The organism is Herbaspirillum autotrophicum, assembly GCF_001189915.1.
GTDB lineage: Bacteria > Pseudomonadota > Gammaproteobacteria > Burkholderiales > Burkholderiaceae_D > Herbaspirillum > Herbaspirillum autotrophicum.
On record NZ_LFLS01000047.1, the window covers coordinates 18,315 to 34,950 of the forward strand.

The window sequence follows — 16,636 nt, forward strand, 5'->3', positions numbered from 1 at the left end:
ATGTTTTTTTCAAACGAGATTCAACTTGGTCGGGTCGCCTCTATCTGAACCCAGTAGCGGGTGCGAAACCGCAGTTGCACCGGCAGCGAATCGGACAGCGACAACAGGATGGCGTCAGTATCGGCCAGCGGGAATACGCCGGAAATGCGCAGCCCGGCGACGCTGTCATCGCACCCGAGCAAGCCCTTGCGATAGCGGCTCAGTTCCAGCAGAAAGTCACGCAAAGGCATGCCGTCCGCCAGTATCTGCCCCTTGCGCCAACCCCAGTCGTCGGCCGTTGCCGTTTGCACCGGCAGGACATTGTCGGCGCTCATGGCGGCACGCTGGCCGGCCTGGATGATCAGGCTGTCGCTGCCGTGGCGAGGCGTCAGTTTCACCGCACCTTGTTCGACCACGACCATGGTGCGGTCATCTTGTTGTCGTACCGAATAGCGCGTGCCCAATGCCAGCGCCTGGCCTTGCAGGGTTTCTACGAAAAACGGCCGCTGCACCGGGGTTTGTTCGGCGGCAGTGGCAATGAACAATTCACCCTTGATCAGTTCCACCCGGCGTTGCGTGGCGCTGTAGCGAATGTTGGCGGCGCTGTCGGTATTGAGGTCGAGCTGACTGCCGTCCGCCAGCGTGAATGAGCGCTGTTCGCCGGTCGCCGTCGAAAAGTCGGCCAGCATGCTTTGGCCGGCAGTGCTGCGCAGGCCGGACCAACCGACGACGCCAATGCCGGACAGCCACAACAGCAGGTTGACGGCCTTGCGTCGCGATACCGGACGCTGCGTCAGCGCCTGTCGTGCAGCATGGCCATCCAGATGTCGCAACTGGCCGCTGACACGTTCGATATGTTGCCATGCGCGTGCGTGATCGGGATTGGCGTCGTGCCAGTGTCGCCATGCTTCTTTGTCGGTCGCCGTGGCTTCATCGCTCATCAGCGTGGTCAGCCACTCCGCCGCCTGCATCGCGATGCCGATATCAATTGGCTGACCGTTGGCGTGGACCTGACCCATGCCGGGGCGCACGGAGGGAGAACGGGAGGAACTGACGGATGACATGGCCGGCAGCGAAGTCGGCGGCTTCACAGCGTGGAAAAATCGGGCATGGCAAAGAAGCACAGCAGATTGGCCTGGCTCAGATATTTCTTGACCGAGTGTGTGCTGACGTTCAGTTCGGCGGCGATCTCGGCGTAACGCATGCCGTCCAGATGCGCCATCAGGAATGCGCTCCTGGCCTTGGCCGAGAGCTGGTCCAGCAGACGGTCCACCATGTGCAGCGATTCGACCAGAATCGACACCGTTTCCGGCGACGGATGACTGGCCTCGGGCAAATGCATCAGCGCATCGAGATAGGCTTTTTCCAGTGCTTCGCGACGGCAGTGATTGGCCACCAGCCGGCTGGCGATGGTGGCGAGGAAGGGACGCGGTTCGCGGATTTCGCTTTCGCAACGCGCCACCAGAATCTTGACGAAGGTATCCTGCGCCAGATCACTGGCCAGCCCGGCATCATACAAACGGCGCTGCAACCAGCGCAGCAGCCAGGGATGGTGGTCAACGTAGAGTGATTGAATGTCATGCGGCAGCGAGTTGGCGGAAACCATGGAATACCGAAATCTAAATAAGAATTATTCTCATGATAGCGGTGTGCAGCCTCGAAAACAATCGCGTTGTTTTGGGCGTTGTGGAAATGCGACTTGGCATTGTGTGCTGTGGAGGTGTTGTCTGGCACCGGCCTCGCACCGAATTCCGGGGGATATCAAGTATGGACAGCTGCAGGCTTGTGGGGATGCGTGACTGCAATCGAGAGTAGCGAGCAGAGACAGAGGACGTGTCAAATAAACAATTTTTCCGGGGCGTGCCATTGGAACCCGGGCAGAGTGGGGTTATACCCCGCGAATGGTCAATCTGATCCACCCCATGCCGGAAAAATACCTGCTGCCACGCGATACAGACGCGATTGGCCCGCAGAACGATGCCGAACGGCGTCTGTATGCACTGGTCAAGGAAGGTCTCGACAGCGGTACTGCGGCAGAGACCAGCATCGCTGAGCTGATTGCTGAGTCGCGCACCCGCATTCATTAAAAGCCTTAAGCATGCGTTTCAGGCTGGCCCCTGTCGCCAGGTCCGACCTCCTCGATATCACTGATTATTACGCGGATATTTCTGAAGCCTTGGCTGATCGTTTCGTGGATGAGCTTGATGCCACGTTACACGGCCTGTGCTATCAACCTGATATCGGTTCTCGCCGCTACGCCCACTTTATGCAAGACCAATCGCTGCGATGTGGCAGTTGGATCACTTCCCTTTCCTGTTGTTCTATCGTATTGATGGCCAATTGCTCGACGTATTGCGTGTATTGCACGAACGACGCGATCTGTCGGCTGATCTGATCACGCACTGAGAATGGCGGCAAGTAATTGGCAGTAAGCTTGTTGCAAGGTGATGCTGCCAAACTGAAGGGCGGCATCTCTCTCATTTGATATCTACATCAAAATGATGTCGTACTGCTCCTGCGAATAATCGGTCTGCACCTGCAGCGAAATCGGCTTCTTGATGAAGTCGCCGAGCATCGCCAGATGTTGCGACTCTTCTTCGAGGAACATGTCGACCACCACCTGCGCGGCGAGGATGCGGAATTCGCGCGGGTTGAATTGCTTGGCTTCGCGCAGTACTTCGCGCAGGATTTCGTAGCATACGGTGCGCGAGGTTTTGACCTGGCCTTTGCCCTGACAGGCGGGGCAGGTTTCGCACAGGATATGCGCCAGCGATTCGCGCGTGCGTTTGCGGGTCATCTCGACCAGCCCGAGGGTGGAGAAGGTCGATACCGAAATCTTGGTGCGGTCGCGTTGCAAGGCCTTGTTCAATTCCGACAGCACGGCGCTGCGATGCTCCAGGTTTTCCATGTCGATGAAATCGAGGATGATGATGCCGCCCAGATTGCGCAGGCGCAACTGGCGCGCTATCGCATGCGCCGCTTCCAGATTGGTCTTGAAGATGGTGTCGTCAAAATTGCGGCCGTTGACGAAACTGCCGGTATTGACGTCGATGGTGGTCATCGCTTCGGTCTGGTCGACAATCAGGTAACCGCCCGACTTGAGATCGACACGGCGACCGAGCGCCCGTTCGATTTCTTCTTCCACGGCGTACAGATCGAACAGTGGCCGTTCGCCGCGATAGTGCATCATCTTCGGCAACACCGACGGCGTGTACAAGGTGCCGAACTGTTGCAGCATGGTGAAGTTTTCGCGCGAGTCGATCTGGATGCTGGTGGTGCTGTCGCTGACGAAGTCGCGCAGTACGCGCTGGGCCAGGCTCAGATCCTGATAGAGCAGGGTCGGCGCCGGCTTGGTCTTGCTCTGTGAGGTGATGGTGGCCCAGGTCTTGCGCAGGTATTCGACGTCCATTTGCAGATCGGCGTCGGAAGCATCTTCGGCCATGGTGCGGATGATGAAGCCGCCTTTTTCTTCGGACGGCAGCAGCGCCTGTACTTTGCTGCGCAACAGTTCGCGTTCGGCTTCGTTTTCGATGCGTTGCGAAATGCCGATATGCTTGTCTTGCGGCAGATACACCAACATGCGGCCGGCAATCGAAATCTGTGTCGACAACCGCGCGCCCTTGGTGCCGATCGGATCCTTGATGACTTGCACGGTGACGGTCTGGCCGTCGTACAGCAGTTTTTCTATCGGCGTCGGCGGCGTGCTCTGGCCGTCATGCGGTTTGGCTTCCCAGATATCGGCTACGTGCAGAAAGGCGGCGCGTTCGAGGCCGATATCGATGAAGGCCGATTGCATGCCCGGCAACACCCGTACTACCTTGCCCAGATAAATATTGCCGGCCAGGCCGCGCGACAGCGTGCGCTCGATGTGCAGCTCTTGCACTGCGCCTTGCAGGATCAGGGCGACGCGGGTTTCCTGCGGCGTAATGTTGATCAGGATGTCTTCGTTCATAAAATGCGCAAGCCTGCCTTTTCCAAAAGTTGCGCCGTTTCAAACAACGGCAGCCCCATGATGCCAGAATGGCTGCCTGCTATGTCTTGAATAAATGCAGCGGCCAGTCCCTGGATGCCATAAGCACCCGCTTTATCGTAGGGTTCCTGTGTGTTGCAGTAAGCGCGAATCTCGCATTCCGACAGCGCCCGGAAGGCAACATCGGATGATTGCGTGACCTGAAAGGTCTTTTCCTTGCTGATGACGGCAATGCTGGTCAGTACCTGATGGGTGCGCCCGGACAGGCGGGTGATCATGGAGACGGCTTCGGCCATGTCGGCCGGTTTGCCCAGAATCTCGCCATCGATCACCACGGTGGTGTCGGCCGCCAGCACCGGCCGCGGGCGCAGTTGCCGGGTCAGCATGGTGTGATAGGCGCTGTTGAGCTTGTCGCGCGTGACGCGCGTCACATAGTCATTGGCTTTTTCGCCCGGCAGCACCTGTTCGTCGACTTCCTTGTCATTGAGCAGCAATTCGAAGTCGATGCCGATCTGGCGCAGCAATTCGCGACGGCGCGGGCTTTTGGAGGCGAGGTAAATTTTTCGGTCAAGAGGTTTCATGGCCTGATCAATATCAATACCCGGCTACAGGGCACAGCAAGTCCCCGGGCTGTACTTTGACGCTGCATGCAGCGCCGGCGAATTGCTACGCGCGGTGATAAGGATGATTTTGCGTAATCGACCATGCACGATACAACTGTTCGGCAAGCAATACGCGCACCATGCCATGCGGCAAGGTCAGGCTGGAAATGCGCACCAGCATATCGGCACCGGCCTTGAAGCCGGCGTCGAGCCCGTCTGCACCGCCAATGACGAAGGCGACGTCGCGCCCGTCCTGCTGCCATTGCGTCAGAAGTTGCGATAACTGCATCGTGGTGAGATCTTTGCCGCGCTCATCCAGTGCGATGATGCGCGCCCCCTTCGGTAATGCCGCTTCTATCTTGCTGCGCTCCTGGGCCTTCACGGTGTCGGCGTTCTTGCTGCCGGAGCGTTCTATGGGTTTTATTTCTTTCAGCAGAACGCGGCATTCGGCCGGCATTCTCTTGGTGTATTCGTTGACGCCTGTTTCGATCCAGTCGGGCATCTTGTGCCCGACTGCTGCGATGAATAACTGCATCGCCTGCTACCTCGTCAAGCGGTCTTGGCGCGTGGTGCGCGTTTGGCTGCTGCGGCCTTCTTCGATGCGGTAGCGGTCTTGGTGGCGGCCACTTTGACAGTCTTGCCGACAGCCTTTTTGGGCGGCGCCTTTTTCTTGGCTGCAGGTGCGGCCGTTGCCTTGTCGCTGATGATCTTGCTGGCGGTCGGCTTCTTCTTGCTGGCCGGTGGCGCAGCAGGCGTAGCCGGCTTGGCGCGTGGCTTGCGCACTGCCTTCTTCGGTTCGTCGTCGTCCACTGCCTGGCTGGCATTGACTGTCAGGTGGCGCGAGCGCTTCGGTGCCGGGGCATCTGCTTCAGCCTGCTTGGCAGCGGTGCTGGAAGCGGTACGCTTGGCGGCGCCCAGCTTGACTTCCTTTTCGCCCCAGATTTCTTCCAGGCGGTAGTAAGCACGGATTGCCGGTTGCATGATGTGGACGATCATGTCGCCCAGATCGACCAGTACCCATTCGCCGGTTTGTTCACCTTCGATGCTCAGGACGTTGCCGCCCTTGGACTTGACCTTGTCGCGTACGGATGCCGCCAGCGCTTTGGTCTGACGGTTGGAGGTGCCGGAGGCAATCGCCACGCGGTCGAACAGACTGGTCAGATGCGTCGTGTCATAGATGCGGATTTCTTGCGCCTTGACGTCTTCCAGTGCGTCCACGACGAGGGTTTGTAGTTTTTTGATGTCCATTAGTTTCGATAAAGATGATGTTGTTCGATATAGTCTAGCACCCTCGCCGGGATCAGCGTGTCCGGTCTTTCGCCGCGTTGCAGCATGCTGCGGATTTCGGTCGACGAAATATCTACGGCGAGACTGGATGCCAGATAGGCGCGACCGTGAGATGTCGAGCGAATCTGCTGTGCGGTGCCGGCGCGGCGGGAAAACTCTTCCATGACGACGGCCGGGACCTGCGACGGTTCAACGCCAAAGCCCGGACGTGATGCCGCGCACAGGTGCGCATGGTCAAACAGTTGTTGCCAGCCTTGCCAGGTGTCCAGATGCTGCAACTGGTCCGAGCCCATCAGAAAGACGATGGAAACTGCCGGTCCCAGCTCGGCACGCAAGGCCTGCAAGGTATCGATGGTATAAGTTGCTGTAGCGCGCTGAATTTCCTGTTGGTCTATGACCACAGGGACGGTTTGCTGATCAAATGCCCGTTTGACCATTTCCACGCGATCTGAGGGAGCTGCCTGCAGACCGTGCTTTTGCCATGGGTTACCGGTGGGGATTATACGCAGTTCGTCGGGATGCAGCAGTTCCACGAAGTGTTCGGCCAGCGCCACGTGGCCTTTATGCACCGGATCGAAGCTGCCGCCGAGGATCGTGATGCAGCGTTGCGCAGGAACGGCCGCCACTACAGCCATTCCTTGTGAATCAGAAAATCGGTGTACAGCGCGGCTTCCGGAGTGCCGGCTTCGGGCTGCCAGTTATAGCGCCATTTCACTACCGGCGGCATCGACATCAGGATCGATTCGGTGCGCCCGCCCGATTGCAGGCCGAACAGCGTGCCACGGTCAAATACCAGATTGAACTCCACATAGCGACCCCGGCGATACGCCTGAAAGTCGCGCTGGTGCTCGCCGTAAGGCTGATCTTTGCGTTGCCGGAGCAAGGGCAGGTAGGCGTCGAGGAAGCTGTCGCCGACATGGCGCACCATAGCAAAACTGTCGTCGAAGCCGAGGGCATTGAAGTCATCGAAGAAAATGCCGCCGACGCCGCGCGGCTCCTGCCGGTGCTTCAGATAGAAGTAGTCATCGCACCATTGCTTGAAGCGCGGATACAGATCGGCACCCGAGGGTGCCAGTGCATCACGGCAAGTACGATGAAAGTGTTGCGCATCTTCGACAAAACCGTAATACGGCGTCAGGTCCATGCCGCCGCCGAACCACCAGACCGGTTCCTGACCTTCGGCGGTGGTGGTAAAGAAGCGCACATTCATGTGCACCGTCGGCGCGTAGGGATTGCGCGGATGCAGTACCAGCGACACGCCCATGGCCTGCCATTCGCGGCCGGCGATTTCCGGCCGGTTGGCTGCCGCCGAGGGTGGCAGGTTCTTGCCCATGACGTGCGAGAAACCGACCCCGCCACGTTCCAGCACGTTGCCTTCCTCGATGATGCGCGAGATACCGCCGCCGCCTTCGGGACGGTTCCATGAATCGGTCAGAAAGGGTTTGCCATCGACACTCTCCAAGGCCGCTACGATGCGGTTTTGCAGATCTTGCAGGTAGGCTTTGACAGTAGCAGTTGCGTTTGCGGATGAGGTCACGGCGCGTAGGTGGCTGAAAATACCCGGCGATTGTACCTTGCCGGGCGTTTCACGGATAGCCTGACGCGCCGTTGGCACACCGGCGTCAGGGTTTTATGATCGCGCTGGCACGGCAGGCGGAACTGCGGCGGGGGCGACGCTGACCTGATAGGTGGCCGGTGCCGGCCAGCCGGCGGCGGCGCAGGTTTCGGCAATGGCGTTATTGGTGTCGTTGTAAACCTGACCGAAATTGGCGGTCAGGGCATTGACGCGGATCGCCAGCATGGTGCCGCTGGCATTGAATTCCAGGATCGCCACACCGGGCGCCGGGTTGTCCAGCACATTGGGAATGGCGCGCACGCGCGCCAGCAGCAGCGCGATGGCCTGGGCCGGATCGACGCCATAGGCAATCTGGCAGCGCAGGTCGGCGCGCCGTACCGGATTGGCGCTGTAATTGGTAATGGTGTCGGAAAACAGTTTGTTGTTGCCGATGATGACGCGCACATTGTTGTCGGTCAGCATGGTAGTGACGAACAGGCCGATCTGGGTCACCGTGCCGGTCTGGCCGGCGGCATTGATATAGTCGCCGACCTTGAACGGACGCAGCATGACGAGGAAGATGCCGGCCGCGAAATTCGACAGCAGACCGGACCAGGCGACACCGATGGCGACACCGACGGCACCGATCAGGGCGGCGAAGGAGGTGGTCGGGATGCCGCAGATTTCCAGAATCGCCATGATCAGCAAGACGCGCAATGCCACGTGCGCCGCCGAGGTGGCGTAATTGACGAGGGTCGGTTCCAGCGCCCGCGCGGTCAGCACGCGGCGCATGATCTTGACGATGGTGTTGATGGCGATGCCGCCGACCACCCAGATAACGATGGCGATACCGACCTTGAGGCCGAATGGCACCAGATAGCTGTTGACCAGTTGGCCGAGATTCAATAAGTCCATGCAAGAGTCCTTTCGGTAGATCAGGGTATTTTTATTGCGGTAAAGAAATGATGTTGCGACAGCCCCGTGCAGAACACGGGCTTGATGCCGCAGAGACGGCTTCAGGCTGAGTGGTGTTAGTACTGTCTGTCGCGCATTTGTTGCATTGCAGAGAAAATTTTATGGCCAACGTCGCCGATGACGCAAAAACGCCGCATAACGTCGGTTATTCCCAACATTATGCGGCGCCGGATGTTGCAGGCGATCTGCTGATCAGCGCTTGAGTGCGCGCCAGCCGATGTCGCGACGCAGTTGTGCGCCTTCGAAGTGGATCAGGTCGGTGACGGCATAGGCTTGCTTTTGTGCCATCTTGACGCTGTCGCCGAGGCCGACCACGCACAATACGCGGCCACCGCTGGTGGTCAGCTTGCCTTCGTTGAGCGTGGTGCCGGCATGGAACGTCACACAGTCGACGGTTTCTGCCGGAATGTCGGTGATCAGGTCACCCTTGCGCGGTGCGTCCGGATAGCCGGCGGCGGCCATCACCACGCCCAGCGCGGTACGGCGATCCCATTCCAGTTCAATGGTGTCGAGCGTGCCGCTGACGGCATGTTCCATCACGGTCAGCAAATCGGTTTTGAGGCGCGCCATGATCGGCTGGGTTTCCGGATCGCCCATGCGGCAATTGAATTCCAGCGTCTTCGGATTGCCCTTGTCGTCGATCATCAGGCCGGCATACAGGAAGCCGGAGAACGGAATGCCATCCTTGGCCATGCCTTGCACGGTAGGGATGATGATTTCGCGCATGACGCGCGCGTGCAGCGCCGGGGTCACGATGGGTGCCGGCGAATAGGCACCCATGCCGCCGGTGTTCGGACCCTGATCGTTGTCTTGCAGGCGCTTGTGATCCTGGCTGGTGGCCAGCGGCAGAATGTTCTTGCCATCCACCATGACGATGAAGCTGGCTTCTTCGCCGGCCAGGAATTCTTCGATCACCACGCGTGCCCCGGCATCGCCGAGCTTGTTGTCGGACAGCATCATGTCGACTGCCGCGTGCGCTTCTGCCAGCGACATCGCGACCACCACACCCTTGCCGGCGGCCAGACCGTCGGCCTTGATCACGATTGGCGCGCCTTTTTGATCGATGTAATCGTGGGCTGGCTGGCTTTGCGAAAAGGTTTGATATTCCGCTGTCGGAATGCTGTGACGCTGCATGAAGGACTTGGCGAAATCCTTGGAGCTTTCCAGTTGCGCTGCTTCTTTGGTAGGGCCGAAAATCTTCAGGCCGCGCGACCGGAAAATGTTGACGATACCTGCCGCCAGCGGCACTTCCGGTCCGACCACCGTCAACGCCACATGCTCTTGCTGGACAAAGTCAGCCAGTGCGGTGGGGTCGGTGATGTCGATGTTTTGCAGGCGTTCATCCAGCGCCGTGCCGCCGTTGCCGGGCGCAACAAAGACGGTTTGAATGCGCGACGATTGAGCAATTTTCCAGGCCAGTGCGTGTTCACGACCGCCGGAGCCAACAACGAGGATTTTCATGGGATGAGCTTAATAATGAGTAATAGGGCTGTGGGGGACGTAACTGTCAGGCCGGATCAATGACGGCGTTGCTATAAATTTCCTGGACGTCATCCAGGTTTTCCAGTGCATCGAGCAGTTTCTGCATCTTGATGGCGTCGTCACCGGTAAATTCGGTTTCGGTGGCCGGCTTCATGATGATTTCCGCCATGTCGGCCTTGAAGCCGGCTTTTTCCAGTGCGGCCTTGACGGTGGCAAAGTCAGCCGGCGCCGTCAGCACTTCAAAACCGCCTTCATCGTCGCTGATGATGTCTTCGGCGCCGGCTTCCAGCGCCGCTTCCATCAAGGCATCTTCATTGGTGCCGGGCGCGAACAGCAATTGACCGCAATGCTTGAACATGAACGCCACCGAACCTTCGGTGCCCATATTGCCGCCGTATTTGGAGAACGCATGGCGCACTTCGGCCACGGTGCGGATACGGTTGTCAGTCATGCAATCAACGATAATGGCGGCACCGTTGATGCCGTAGCCTTCGTAACGCACTTCTTCATAGTTGACGCCGTCCAGACTGCCGGTGCCGCGCTGGATCGCGCGGGTGACGTTGTCTTTCGGCATATTGGCTTCGGAAGCCTTGTCCACCGCCAGCCGCAGACGCGGATTGGTATCGGCATCGCCGCCGCCCATGCGGGCTGCGACAGTGATTTCCTTGATCAAACGGGTCCAGATTTTGCCGCGTTTTTCATCTTGCCGGCCCTTGCGGTGTTGAATATTGGCCCATTTGCTGTGTCCAGCCATGATAGATTTTTCCTGCGAGAGTCAGAATGCATTTCACTGATAGGATGCTTGTCAGGCCGCGCAAGCTGGCGCTAGTCCTGACGGATAATCGTGAAATCACTGGTTATAATCAAGCGCGGATTTTACCATACCGCTTTGCCCGTAATCCGGGCCTACACAGAGCCTAATTTACTATCTCATCATGATAAATCCACTCGCCATTGCCAAAAATCCAGACCGTGAACTGAGCCTGTTACCGAACCTGGTCAATCGCCACGGTTGCATCACCGGCGCCACCGGCACCGGCAAGACGGTGACCCTGCAAGTCATGGCGCAGGCCTTGTCGGATATCGGCGTGCCGGTGTTCATGGCCGACGTCAAGGGTGACCTGTCGGGACTGGCCAAGGCCGGCGTCAGCAGCGCCAAGGCCAAGGAGCGGTTGCAGGAGCGGGGCTTGAGCGAGCCGGTGTGGGAAGGTTCGCCGGTCACGTTCTGGGATGTGTTCGGCGAAAAGGGCCATCCGGTACGCGCCACCGTGTCCGACATGGGGCCGCTGATGATCGCCCGCATGCTCAATCTGAACGACACGCAAGCAGGCGTGTTGCAGCTGGTGTTCAAGATTGCCGACGATAATGGCTTGTTGTTGCTCGACAGCAAGGATTTGCGCGCCATGCTGCAGCACGTCGGCGACAATGCTGCCACCTTCAAGACCGAATACGGCAACATTTCCGCCGCCAGCATCGGCGCCATCCAGCGCGGCCTGATCGGCATCGAAGAGCAGGGCGGCGACAAATTCTTCGGCGAGCCGATGCTCAACATCGAAGACTGGATTCAGACCGACGCCAAAGGCAAGGGCGTGATCAATATCCTGTCGGCCGACAAGTTGCTCAACGCACCGCGCCTGTACTCGACCTTCCTGCTGTGGATGCTGTCCGATCTGTACGAGCATTTGCCGGAAGTCGGCGATCTCGACAAGCCCAAGTTGGTGTTCTTTTTTGACGAAGCCCATTTGCTGTTCGACGAAGCCCCGCGCGCGCTGCTGCAAAAGATCGAGCAAGTGGTGCGCCTGATCCGCTCCAAAGGCGTCGGCATTTTCTTCGTGACGCAAAATCCGCTGGATATTCCCGATACCGTTCTCGGCCAGCTCGGCAACCGCGTGCAGCATGCCTTGCGAGCCTATACGCCGCGCGATCAGAAGGCGGTGCAGGCCGCAGCCGAAACCTTCCGCGTCAATCCGCAACTCAATACCGCGCAGGTGATTACCGAACTCGGCGTCGGCGAAGCGCTGGTCTCATTCCTCGATGAAAAAGGCCGTCCCAATGTGGTGGAGCGCGCATTCGTATTGATGCCGGGGTCGCAGATCGGACCGTTGACCGATGACGAACGCAAGGCTGTCATCGCCAGCTCGGTAGTGGCCGGCGTCTATGAAGCGGCGATTGATCGCGAGTCGGCATATGAAAAGCTGAAGGGGCGGACGGCCCCGGCGGCTGGTAGCAAGGACGCCGGTACCACCGCAACCCAGACCCCGGCACCGGCAGAAAGCGGTGGCGGTCTTGGCGATCTGTGGAAAGATGCCACCGGCGGCCTGTTCGGCAATTCGGCCGGCAGCAGCCGCAAGGATTCGCCGTTGCAGGCAATGGTGAAATCAGCGGCGCGCAGTATCGGTTCGCAAGTGGGACGCGAATTGATTCGGGGTGTGCTGGGGTCGTTGTTGAAGAAGAAGTGATGTGGTGAGGGTGGAGATTGTTTTCTTTCTTCGGTGAGGCAAGCGGGGGGTGGCCCCGCGGCTACTCACTTTTCTTGCTTCGCCAAGAAAAGTAAGCAAAGAAGGGGTGGAGCACTGCTCCAACAAGGCAAAAGCCGCCGCCCTTCGGGTTCCCGTTGGGGCCGTGCGCCAATCGGGAAGCGAAACAAACTCGCTGCGCTCAGACAAGTTTCGCTTCTTTATCCGATTGTCACCCGTCCCCAACGGCAGCGTCTCCATGCGGAAGCGTAGAAACGGCTCGCCTTCGGCATTGCTCATTCAATCCTTTGTCGGAAATCACCTGCAGCGCGATGCTGCAGGCGAACAATCCATCATTGGGGTTGTCTTTCTTTGATGAGGAAAAGAAAGTGAGTGGCGGCGGGGCCACCCCCCGCTTGGGTCACCGAAGAAAGAAAATCCGCGCCAAGCTAAAGAAGGAGTAGAAATGCTCAGCGCGCCCTCAAGCGCTGACCAGTTCCTGCACCGGTTTCGGAATCCATTCCTGCAAGGTAATCTCGATCGTGATGAACGACAGATTGCCGCCGCGCACGAATCGTCCTGCATAAATCTTGCCGTCCACATCTGCCACCACGCCCTGCAAATGATTGGCGCTGGAAAACCCCACTTCGCCAAAGACGTTCAGAATTTCCACGCCGGGACCGTTGATTTCCATCTCGCGCCAGCCATCCGGCGTCGCATACTCCAGACGGGCATCGATCAGGCTGCCAATCGCGCCGCGCACGATGGCAGCCTGCATGCCGTGCTGCTCGCACAGCGCCTCCACACTCTCGGTCAAATCCTGATTCGGCTTGAGCCGCGCCATGACCAGTTTTCCCAGAGTTCCTTCTTGTACTTCGATATCGCTGACTAAAGTCGTCATCATGATTCCATGGGTGTCGGATGCAATAGACTGAATAGCGTTTCTTCATCGCTGTTGACGACGAAGGCGCCTTGTGAAAACAAGCACAAACGTATGATGAGCGGATCAACGCCCACTTCTACGGTATCGAGCAGCAAATGACCGCCGTGTATCTGGCCGTCGCTGTCGATAAAACCGGCATGGCAATGCAACAAGATCTTGCCGTCCTGATTCTGGCCAATGGTGATGGCGCCAGTGACAAAACTGATGCAACCTTCCAGCACGAATGGCGGACCATAATCATACGGCCGGTTATCGTCGCTGGTGCGTTCGATACGATGATAATGCAATTTGCTGGCAGTGCCGCCGCACATGCGGCCGACGCCGCCGCGCGGGCCGTAACGGCTCAGCACTTCGCGCAGGGCGGGACCGACGATGGTGCCGGGTTGCAAGGTAATGCGCAGTTCTTCAGCCGGTTCGGCTTCCAGATCCAGCGTGCGCGGATAGCTTTGCTGGCCTGCATGAAGAAACTTGCGTACCTCGACAAATCCCGGGTGACCCTCAGCGGACTTGTTGGTTATTTTCATAAGCGATAGTCACCTTTCTCCTCGAGCAATGTTTTGATTTGCTTCTTGACGATCTTGCCATAGCCGGATTTCGGCATGGTTTCCCAGAACACGAAACGACGCGGCCATTTGTACTTGGCGATGCGTGCTTCCAGATGCGCCAGCAGCGCATCGCTGTCGGCGCTCTGACCGCTCTTGGCGACAATCACGGCGATGCCGCTTTCACCCCACTTGGGATCGGGTACGCCGAGCACGGCCACTTCCGATACCGCCGGATGGGTCAGCAGCGCTTCTTCGATTTCGCGCGGATACACATTCGAACCGCCCGAGATATACATGTCGGAAGAACGGCCGGTGATGTACAGGAAGCCGTCATGGTCGACGTGGCCGAGGTCGCCGGTATGGAACCAGTCACCCTTGAAGGCCTTGGTGTTGGCGTCCGGATTATTGTGATAACCCATGAACACGGCCGGGCCGCGCACACAGATTTCACCGGTTTCAAATGGCTTCAGTTTCTTGCCGCTGTCATCCAGAATCGCGATTTCCATGCCGGTGCGCGGCATGCCGCAGGAACCGACGCGGGCTTTCGGATGGTGGTCATCGACTTCATGCATGTACGGCGGCAGGAAGGTGATATTGCCGGTTACTTCGCCGAGGCCGTAATACTGCACCAGCACCTTGCCGAGTTTTTTCAGCGCGAATACCTGATCGGCGCGATACATCGGCGCGCCGGCATAGATCACGTGCTTGAGCGAGCTGTGATCGTAACGATCCACGGCCGCATCTTCGGTCAGGATCTTGACGATGGTCGGTACCGTGAACATGTTGTCGACGCGATAGCGTTGCACCAGTTGCCAGGCTTCTTCCGGCACCAGTCGTTCGGTCGACAGCAAGATGCTGGCCGCGCCGCGTGCAGTGTTGACGACGGCATGAATGCCGGCGCCGTGCGACAACGGCGCCACCACCAGCGAGCGCGACTGGTGCGTCAGGCCGGGCAGCAAGTCAGCCAGGTGATTGGTGACGACGAAGGCCATCTGACCGTGCGACAACATGCCGGCCTTGGGGTGACCGGTGGTGCCGGAAGTGTAGAAGAACCACAGCGGATCTTCGTAATCGACTTCGACTTCATCAAACGGCTGATGTGCGCCGACCGGTGTTGCCAGTGTTTCGAAATCGAGTTCGCCGGCGCGCGGATTCTTCAGGGCGATCACATGCTTGAGCGCCGGTGAGACTTCCTTGACGGCGTCGACATAGTTGGCAAAGCCGTGGTCATACAGCATCACGCTGGCGCCGCTGGACTGACCGAGGTAGGCCGCTTCCGGCGGCGTGATGCGGACATTGGTCGGGACCCACACCATGCCCAGTTTGAACGCCGCCCAGGCGCTTTCAAAAATCTGCAGGTTGTTGCGGGAATGGACCAGCATCTTGTCGCCTTTTTGCACGCCAAGTTGTTGCAAGGCATGGGCGACGGTATCGACGCGGTCATTGATTTGTTTCCAGGTGGCGATCTGATCGCCGTTGCCGTCCAGGGTGCCATCGCCGATGATCAGGCCGGGTTCGTCAGGAAAGCGGCGCGCCACGTCGGATAGCAGCCGCCCAAGATTCATTACTTTGGTTAACATCGTCTCGCTCTTGATTGTTTTATGAATGCCGGGCAGCCATGGCGGCTGCCCGTTGCTACGGTATGGCGATGGCTTAAGCGACGCGTTCCAGAATGCTGACGTAGTTGGCTACCGCTGCGCCACCCATGTTGAACACGCCGGCAAAACGGGCATTCGGGATTTGCATGTCGCCGGCATCGTGGCAGGCCTGCATCGCCGCCATGACGTGCATCGAGACACCGGTCGCGCCGACCGGATGGCCTTTCGATTTCAGACCGCCGGACGGGTTGATCGGCAAGCGGCCATCCTTGGCAGTGACGCCGTCGAGAATGGCGCGCGCACCCTGGCCCGGTTCGGCCAGACCCATGGCTTCGTATTCCAGCAATTCGGCAATGGTGAAGCAGTCATGCGTTTCCACCAGCGATAAGTCATTCAGGGTCAGGCCGGCCTGGCTCAGTGCTTGCTGCCAGGCCAGGGTGCCGGCTTCAAAGCGGGTCGGGTCGCGCTTGCTCAGCGGCAGGAAATCGTTGACATGCACGGCGGCGCGGAACTGCACTGCGCGTGGCATGCTGCGCGCGACATCGGCGGCGCTGATCACCATCGCTGCGGCGCCATCGGAAATCAGCGAGCAGTCGGTGCGCTTGAGCGGACCGGCGACGAACGGATTCTTTTCCGACACATTGCGGCAGAAATCAAAACCGAAATCCTTGCGCATGTGGGCATACGGGTTGTTCATGCCGTTCTTGTGATTCTTGGCGGCAATCGCGGCCAGTGCATCCGACTGATCGCCGTAGCGGTCGAAATAGGCTTGGGCGATCTTGCCGAAAACCCCGGCAAAGCCACCGGCGATGCCGGCTTCTTCTTTGGCATAACAGCACTTGAGCAAGACTTCGCCGACCGCCGGCGTCGCCAGTTCGGTCATTTTTTCAAAGCCGATCACCAGCGCGTGTCTGGATTGGCCGGCCAGAATCGATTGCATGCCGGAATGAATCGCGGCTGAACCGGTGGCGCAGGCGTTTTCGACGCGCACTGCCGGTTTGAAACGCAAGCCGGGCAGCGTGTTGAATACCAGCGACGAAGGGAAGTCCTGATACAGGAAGCCGCCGTTGAAGGTGCCGATGTGGACCGAGCTGATGTCTTCCGGTGTCAGTCCGGCATGTTCGATCGCGGCCTTGGCCACTTCGCCGATCAGCGCTTCGGGGTCGATGCCGTCAAGTTTGCCGAAGCGGGAGTGATTCCAGCCGGTGATGCAAGGCGCGGATGCTGATGCTGTCATGTGGATT

At 58.9% G+C, this 16,636-nt stretch carries 18 protein-coding genes and 1 pseudogene; 4 read left to right on the forward strand and 15 right to left on the reverse strand.

Annotated elements, in window-relative coordinates; genetic code table 11:
- Positions 1–20: 20 nt before the first annotated feature.
- Both AKL27_RS24765 and AKL27_RS24770 read right to left on the reverse strand, forming a co-directional pair.
- Positions 21–1,043 carry a FecR domain-containing protein gene (locus AKL27_RS24765; protein WP_157057089.1) on the reverse strand — a complete coding sequence of 341 codons (1,023 nt, stop codon included), beginning with the start codon at positions 1,041–1,043 and terminating at the stop codon, positions 21–23.
- A gap of 23 nt (positions 1,044–1,066) precedes the next feature.
- Positions 1,067–1,585, reverse strand: coding sequence for a sigma-70 family RNA polymerase sigma factor (locus AKL27_RS24770; RefSeq protein WP_050465566.1), 519 nt, complete (start codon positions 1,583–1,585; stop codon positions 1,067–1,069).
- Positions 1,586–1,880: 295 nt separating this feature from the next.
- Here AKL27_RS24770 and AKL27_RS24775 point away from each other — a divergent pair, with 295 nt between their 5' ends.
- The 3 genes and pseudogenes from AKL27_RS24775 (at position 1,881) to AKL27_RS28725 (ending at position 2,385) form a co-directional block, all read left to right on the forward strand.
- Positions 1,881–2,066 (forward strand): hypothetical protein, encoded by a 186-nt coding sequence (locus AKL27_RS24775; RefSeq protein ID WP_050465567.1) that lies wholly within the window; start codon positions 1,881–1,883, stop codon positions 2,064–2,066.
- Between the two features lie 11 nt (positions 2,067–2,077).
- A pseudogene (locus AKL27_RS28720) lies at positions 2,078–2,176 on the forward strand (type II toxin-antitoxin system RelE/ParE family toxin); the annotation flags it as partial.
- Positions 2,177–2,265: 89 nt separating this feature from the next.
- Positions 2,266–2,385 carry a type II toxin-antitoxin system RelE/ParE family toxin gene (locus AKL27_RS28725; protein WP_269749277.1) on the forward strand — a complete coding sequence of 40 codons (120 nt, stop codon included), beginning with the start codon at positions 2,266–2,268 and terminating at the stop codon, positions 2,383–2,385.
- Between the two features lie 82 nt (positions 2,386–2,467).
- Here the strand turns inward: AKL27_RS28725 and rng are convergent, their stop codons facing one another.
- The 9 genes from rng to AKL27_RS24825 form a co-directional block, all read right to left on the reverse strand.
- The gene (gene rng / locus AKL27_RS24785) at positions 2,468–3,931 is read right to left on the reverse strand and encodes a ribonuclease G (RefSeq protein ID WP_050465568.1); all 1,464 of its coding nucleotides are present in this window, start codon (positions 3,929–3,931) and stop codon (positions 2,468–2,470) included.
- Positions 3,928–4,530 carry a Maf family protein gene (locus tag AKL27_RS24790; RefSeq protein ID WP_050465569.1) on the reverse strand — a complete coding sequence of 201 codons (603 nt, stop codon included), beginning with the start codon at positions 4,528–4,530 and terminating at the stop codon, positions 3,928–3,930. Before AKL27_RS24790 ends, rng begins: the two co-directional genes overlap by 4 nt.
- Positions 4,531–4,615: 85 nt before the next feature.
- Positions 4,616–5,086 carry a 23S rRNA (pseudouridine(1915)-N(3))-methyltransferase RlmH gene (gene rlmH / locus AKL27_RS24795; RefSeq protein WP_050465570.1) on the reverse strand — a complete coding sequence of 157 codons (471 nt, stop codon included), beginning with the start codon at positions 5,084–5,086 and terminating at the stop codon, positions 4,616–4,618.
- A gap of 14 nt (positions 5,087–5,100) precedes the next feature.
- Entirely contained in the window at positions 5,101–5,799 is a 699-nt protein-coding gene (gene rsfS / locus AKL27_RS24800; RefSeq protein WP_050465571.1) for a ribosome silencing factor, read from the reverse strand.
- A complete protein-coding gene (locus AKL27_RS24805; RefSeq protein ID WP_050465581.1) occupies positions 5,799–6,464 on the reverse strand; it encodes a nicotinate-nucleotide adenylyltransferase in 666 nt (221 codons plus the stop codon). The genes rsfS and AKL27_RS24805 overlap by 1 nt, the downstream gene beginning before the upstream one ends.
- Positions 6,464–7,375, reverse strand: coding sequence for an oxygen-dependent coproporphyrinogen oxidase (gene hemF / locus AKL27_RS24810; RefSeq protein WP_050465582.1), 912 nt, complete (start codon positions 7,373–7,375; stop codon positions 6,464–6,466). The genes AKL27_RS24805 and hemF overlap by 1 nt, the downstream gene beginning before the upstream one ends.
- 93 nt (positions 7,376–7,468) lie before the next feature.
- Positions 7,469–8,308, reverse strand: coding sequence for a mechanosensitive ion channel family protein (locus AKL27_RS24815; protein WP_050465572.1), 840 nt, complete (start codon positions 8,306–8,308; stop codon positions 7,469–7,471).
- Between the two features lie 252 nt (positions 8,309–8,560).
- The gene (purD, locus tag AKL27_RS24820; protein WP_050465573.1) at positions 8,561–9,829 is read right to left on the reverse strand and encodes a phosphoribosylamine--glycine ligase; all 1,269 of its coding nucleotides are present in this window, start codon (positions 9,827–9,829) and stop codon (positions 8,561–8,563) included.
- A gap of 46 nt (positions 9,830–9,875) precedes the next feature.
- The gene (locus AKL27_RS24825; protein ID WP_050465574.1) at positions 9,876–10,604 is read right to left on the reverse strand and encodes a YebC/PmpR family DNA-binding transcriptional regulator; all 729 of its coding nucleotides are present in this window, start codon (positions 10,602–10,604) and stop codon (positions 9,876–9,878) included.
- Between the two features lie 181 nt (positions 10,605–10,785).
- On the opposite strand from AKL27_RS24825, the gene AKL27_RS24830 reads away from it, so the two are divergent.
- Positions 10,786–12,309, forward strand: a complete 1,524-nt coding sequence (locus AKL27_RS24830; RefSeq protein ID WP_050465575.1) for a helicase HerA-like C-terminal domain-containing protein — start codon at positions 10,786–10,788, stop codon at positions 12,307–12,309.
- Positions 12,310–12,787: 478 nt separating this feature from the next.
- On the opposite strand, the gene AKL27_RS24835 is transcribed toward AKL27_RS24830, so the two are convergent.
- The 4 genes from AKL27_RS24835 to AKL27_RS24850 all read right to left on the reverse strand — a co-directional run bounded on the left by AKL27_RS24835 (position 12,788) and on the right by AKL27_RS24850 (position 16,629).
- On the reverse strand, positions 12,788–13,210 hold the full coding sequence (locus tag AKL27_RS24835; RefSeq protein ID WP_408609788.1) for a PPC domain-containing DNA-binding protein: 423 nt from the start codon (positions 13,208–13,210) through the stop codon (positions 12,788–12,790).
- Entirely contained in the window at positions 13,207–13,773 is a 567-nt protein-coding gene (locus tag AKL27_RS24840) for a PCC domain-containing protein (protein ID WP_050465577.1), read from the reverse strand. Before AKL27_RS24840 ends, AKL27_RS24835 begins: the two co-directional genes overlap by 4 nt.
- Positions 13,770–15,374, reverse strand: coding sequence for an acyl-CoA synthetase (locus AKL27_RS24845; RefSeq protein WP_198156083.1), 1,605 nt, complete (start codon positions 15,372–15,374; stop codon positions 13,770–13,772). The genes AKL27_RS24840 and AKL27_RS24845 overlap by 4 nt, the downstream gene beginning before the upstream one ends.
- Positions 15,375–15,447: 73 nt before the next feature.
- Positions 15,448–16,629, reverse strand: coding sequence for an acetyl-CoA acetyltransferase (locus AKL27_RS24850; protein ID WP_050465579.1), 1,182 nt, complete (start codon positions 16,627–16,629; stop codon positions 15,448–15,450).
- Positions 16,630–16,636: the final 7 nt, after the last annotated feature.

Excerpts from the sequence above, each read along its gene's own strand:
- AKL27_RS24765 (WP_157057089.1), bottom strand. The coding sequence starts at position 1,043 with ATGTCATCCGTCAGTTCCTCCCGTTCTCCCTCCGTGCGCCCCGGCATG.
- AKL27_RS24770 (WP_050465566.1), bottom strand. The coding sequence starts at position 1,585 with ATGGTTTCCGCCAACTCGCTGCCGCATGACATTCAATCACTCTACGTT.
- AKL27_RS24775 (WP_050465567.1), top strand. The coding sequence starts at position 1,881 with ATGGTCAATCTGATCCACCCCATGCCGGAAAAATACCTGCTGCCACGC.
- AKL27_RS28725 (WP_269749277.1), top strand. The coding sequence starts at position 2,266 with ATGTGGCAGTTGGATCACTTCCCTTTCCTGTTGTTCTATCGTATTGAT.
- rng (WP_050465568.1), bottom strand. The coding sequence starts at position 3,931 with ATGAACGAAGACATCCTGATCAACATTACGCCGCAGGAAACCCGCGTC.
- AKL27_RS24790 (WP_050465569.1), bottom strand. The coding sequence starts at position 4,530 with ATGAAACCTCTTGACCGAAAAATTTACCTCGCCTCCAAAAGCCCGCGC.
- rlmH (WP_050465570.1), bottom strand. The coding sequence starts at position 5,086 with ATGCAGTTATTCATCGCAGCAGTCGGGCACAAGATGCCCGACTGGATC.
- rsfS (WP_050465571.1), bottom strand. The coding sequence starts at position 5,799 with ATGGACATCAAAAAACTACAAACCCTCGTCGTGGACGCACTGGAAGAC.
- AKL27_RS24815 (WP_050465572.1), bottom strand. The coding sequence starts at position 8,308 with ATGGACTTATTGAATCTCGGCCAACTGGTCAACAGCTATCTGGTGCCA.
- purD (WP_050465573.1), bottom strand. The coding sequence starts at position 9,829 with ATGAAAATCCTCGTTGTTGGCTCCGGCGGTCGTGAACACGCACTGGCC.
- AKL27_RS24825 (WP_050465574.1), bottom strand. The coding sequence starts at position 10,604 with ATGGCTGGACACAGCAAATGGGCCAATATTCAACACCGCAAGGGCCGG.
- AKL27_RS24830 (WP_050465575.1), top strand. The coding sequence starts at position 10,786 with ATGATAAATCCACTCGCCATTGCCAAAAATCCAGACCGTGAACTGAGC.
- AKL27_RS24835 (WP_408609788.1), bottom strand. The coding sequence starts at position 13,210 with ATGATGACGACTTTAGTCAGCGATATCGAAGTACAAGAAGGAACTCTG.
- AKL27_RS24840 (WP_050465577.1), bottom strand. The coding sequence starts at position 13,773 with ATGAAAATAACCAACAAGTCCGCTGAGGGTCACCCGGGATTTGTCGAG.
- AKL27_RS24845 (WP_198156083.1), bottom strand. The coding sequence starts at position 15,374 with ATGTTAACCAAAGTAATGAATCTTGGGCGGCTGCTATCCGACGTGGCG.
- AKL27_RS24850 (WP_050465579.1), bottom strand. The coding sequence starts at position 16,629 with ATGACAGCATCAGCATCCGCGCCTTGCATCACCGGCTGGAATCACTCC.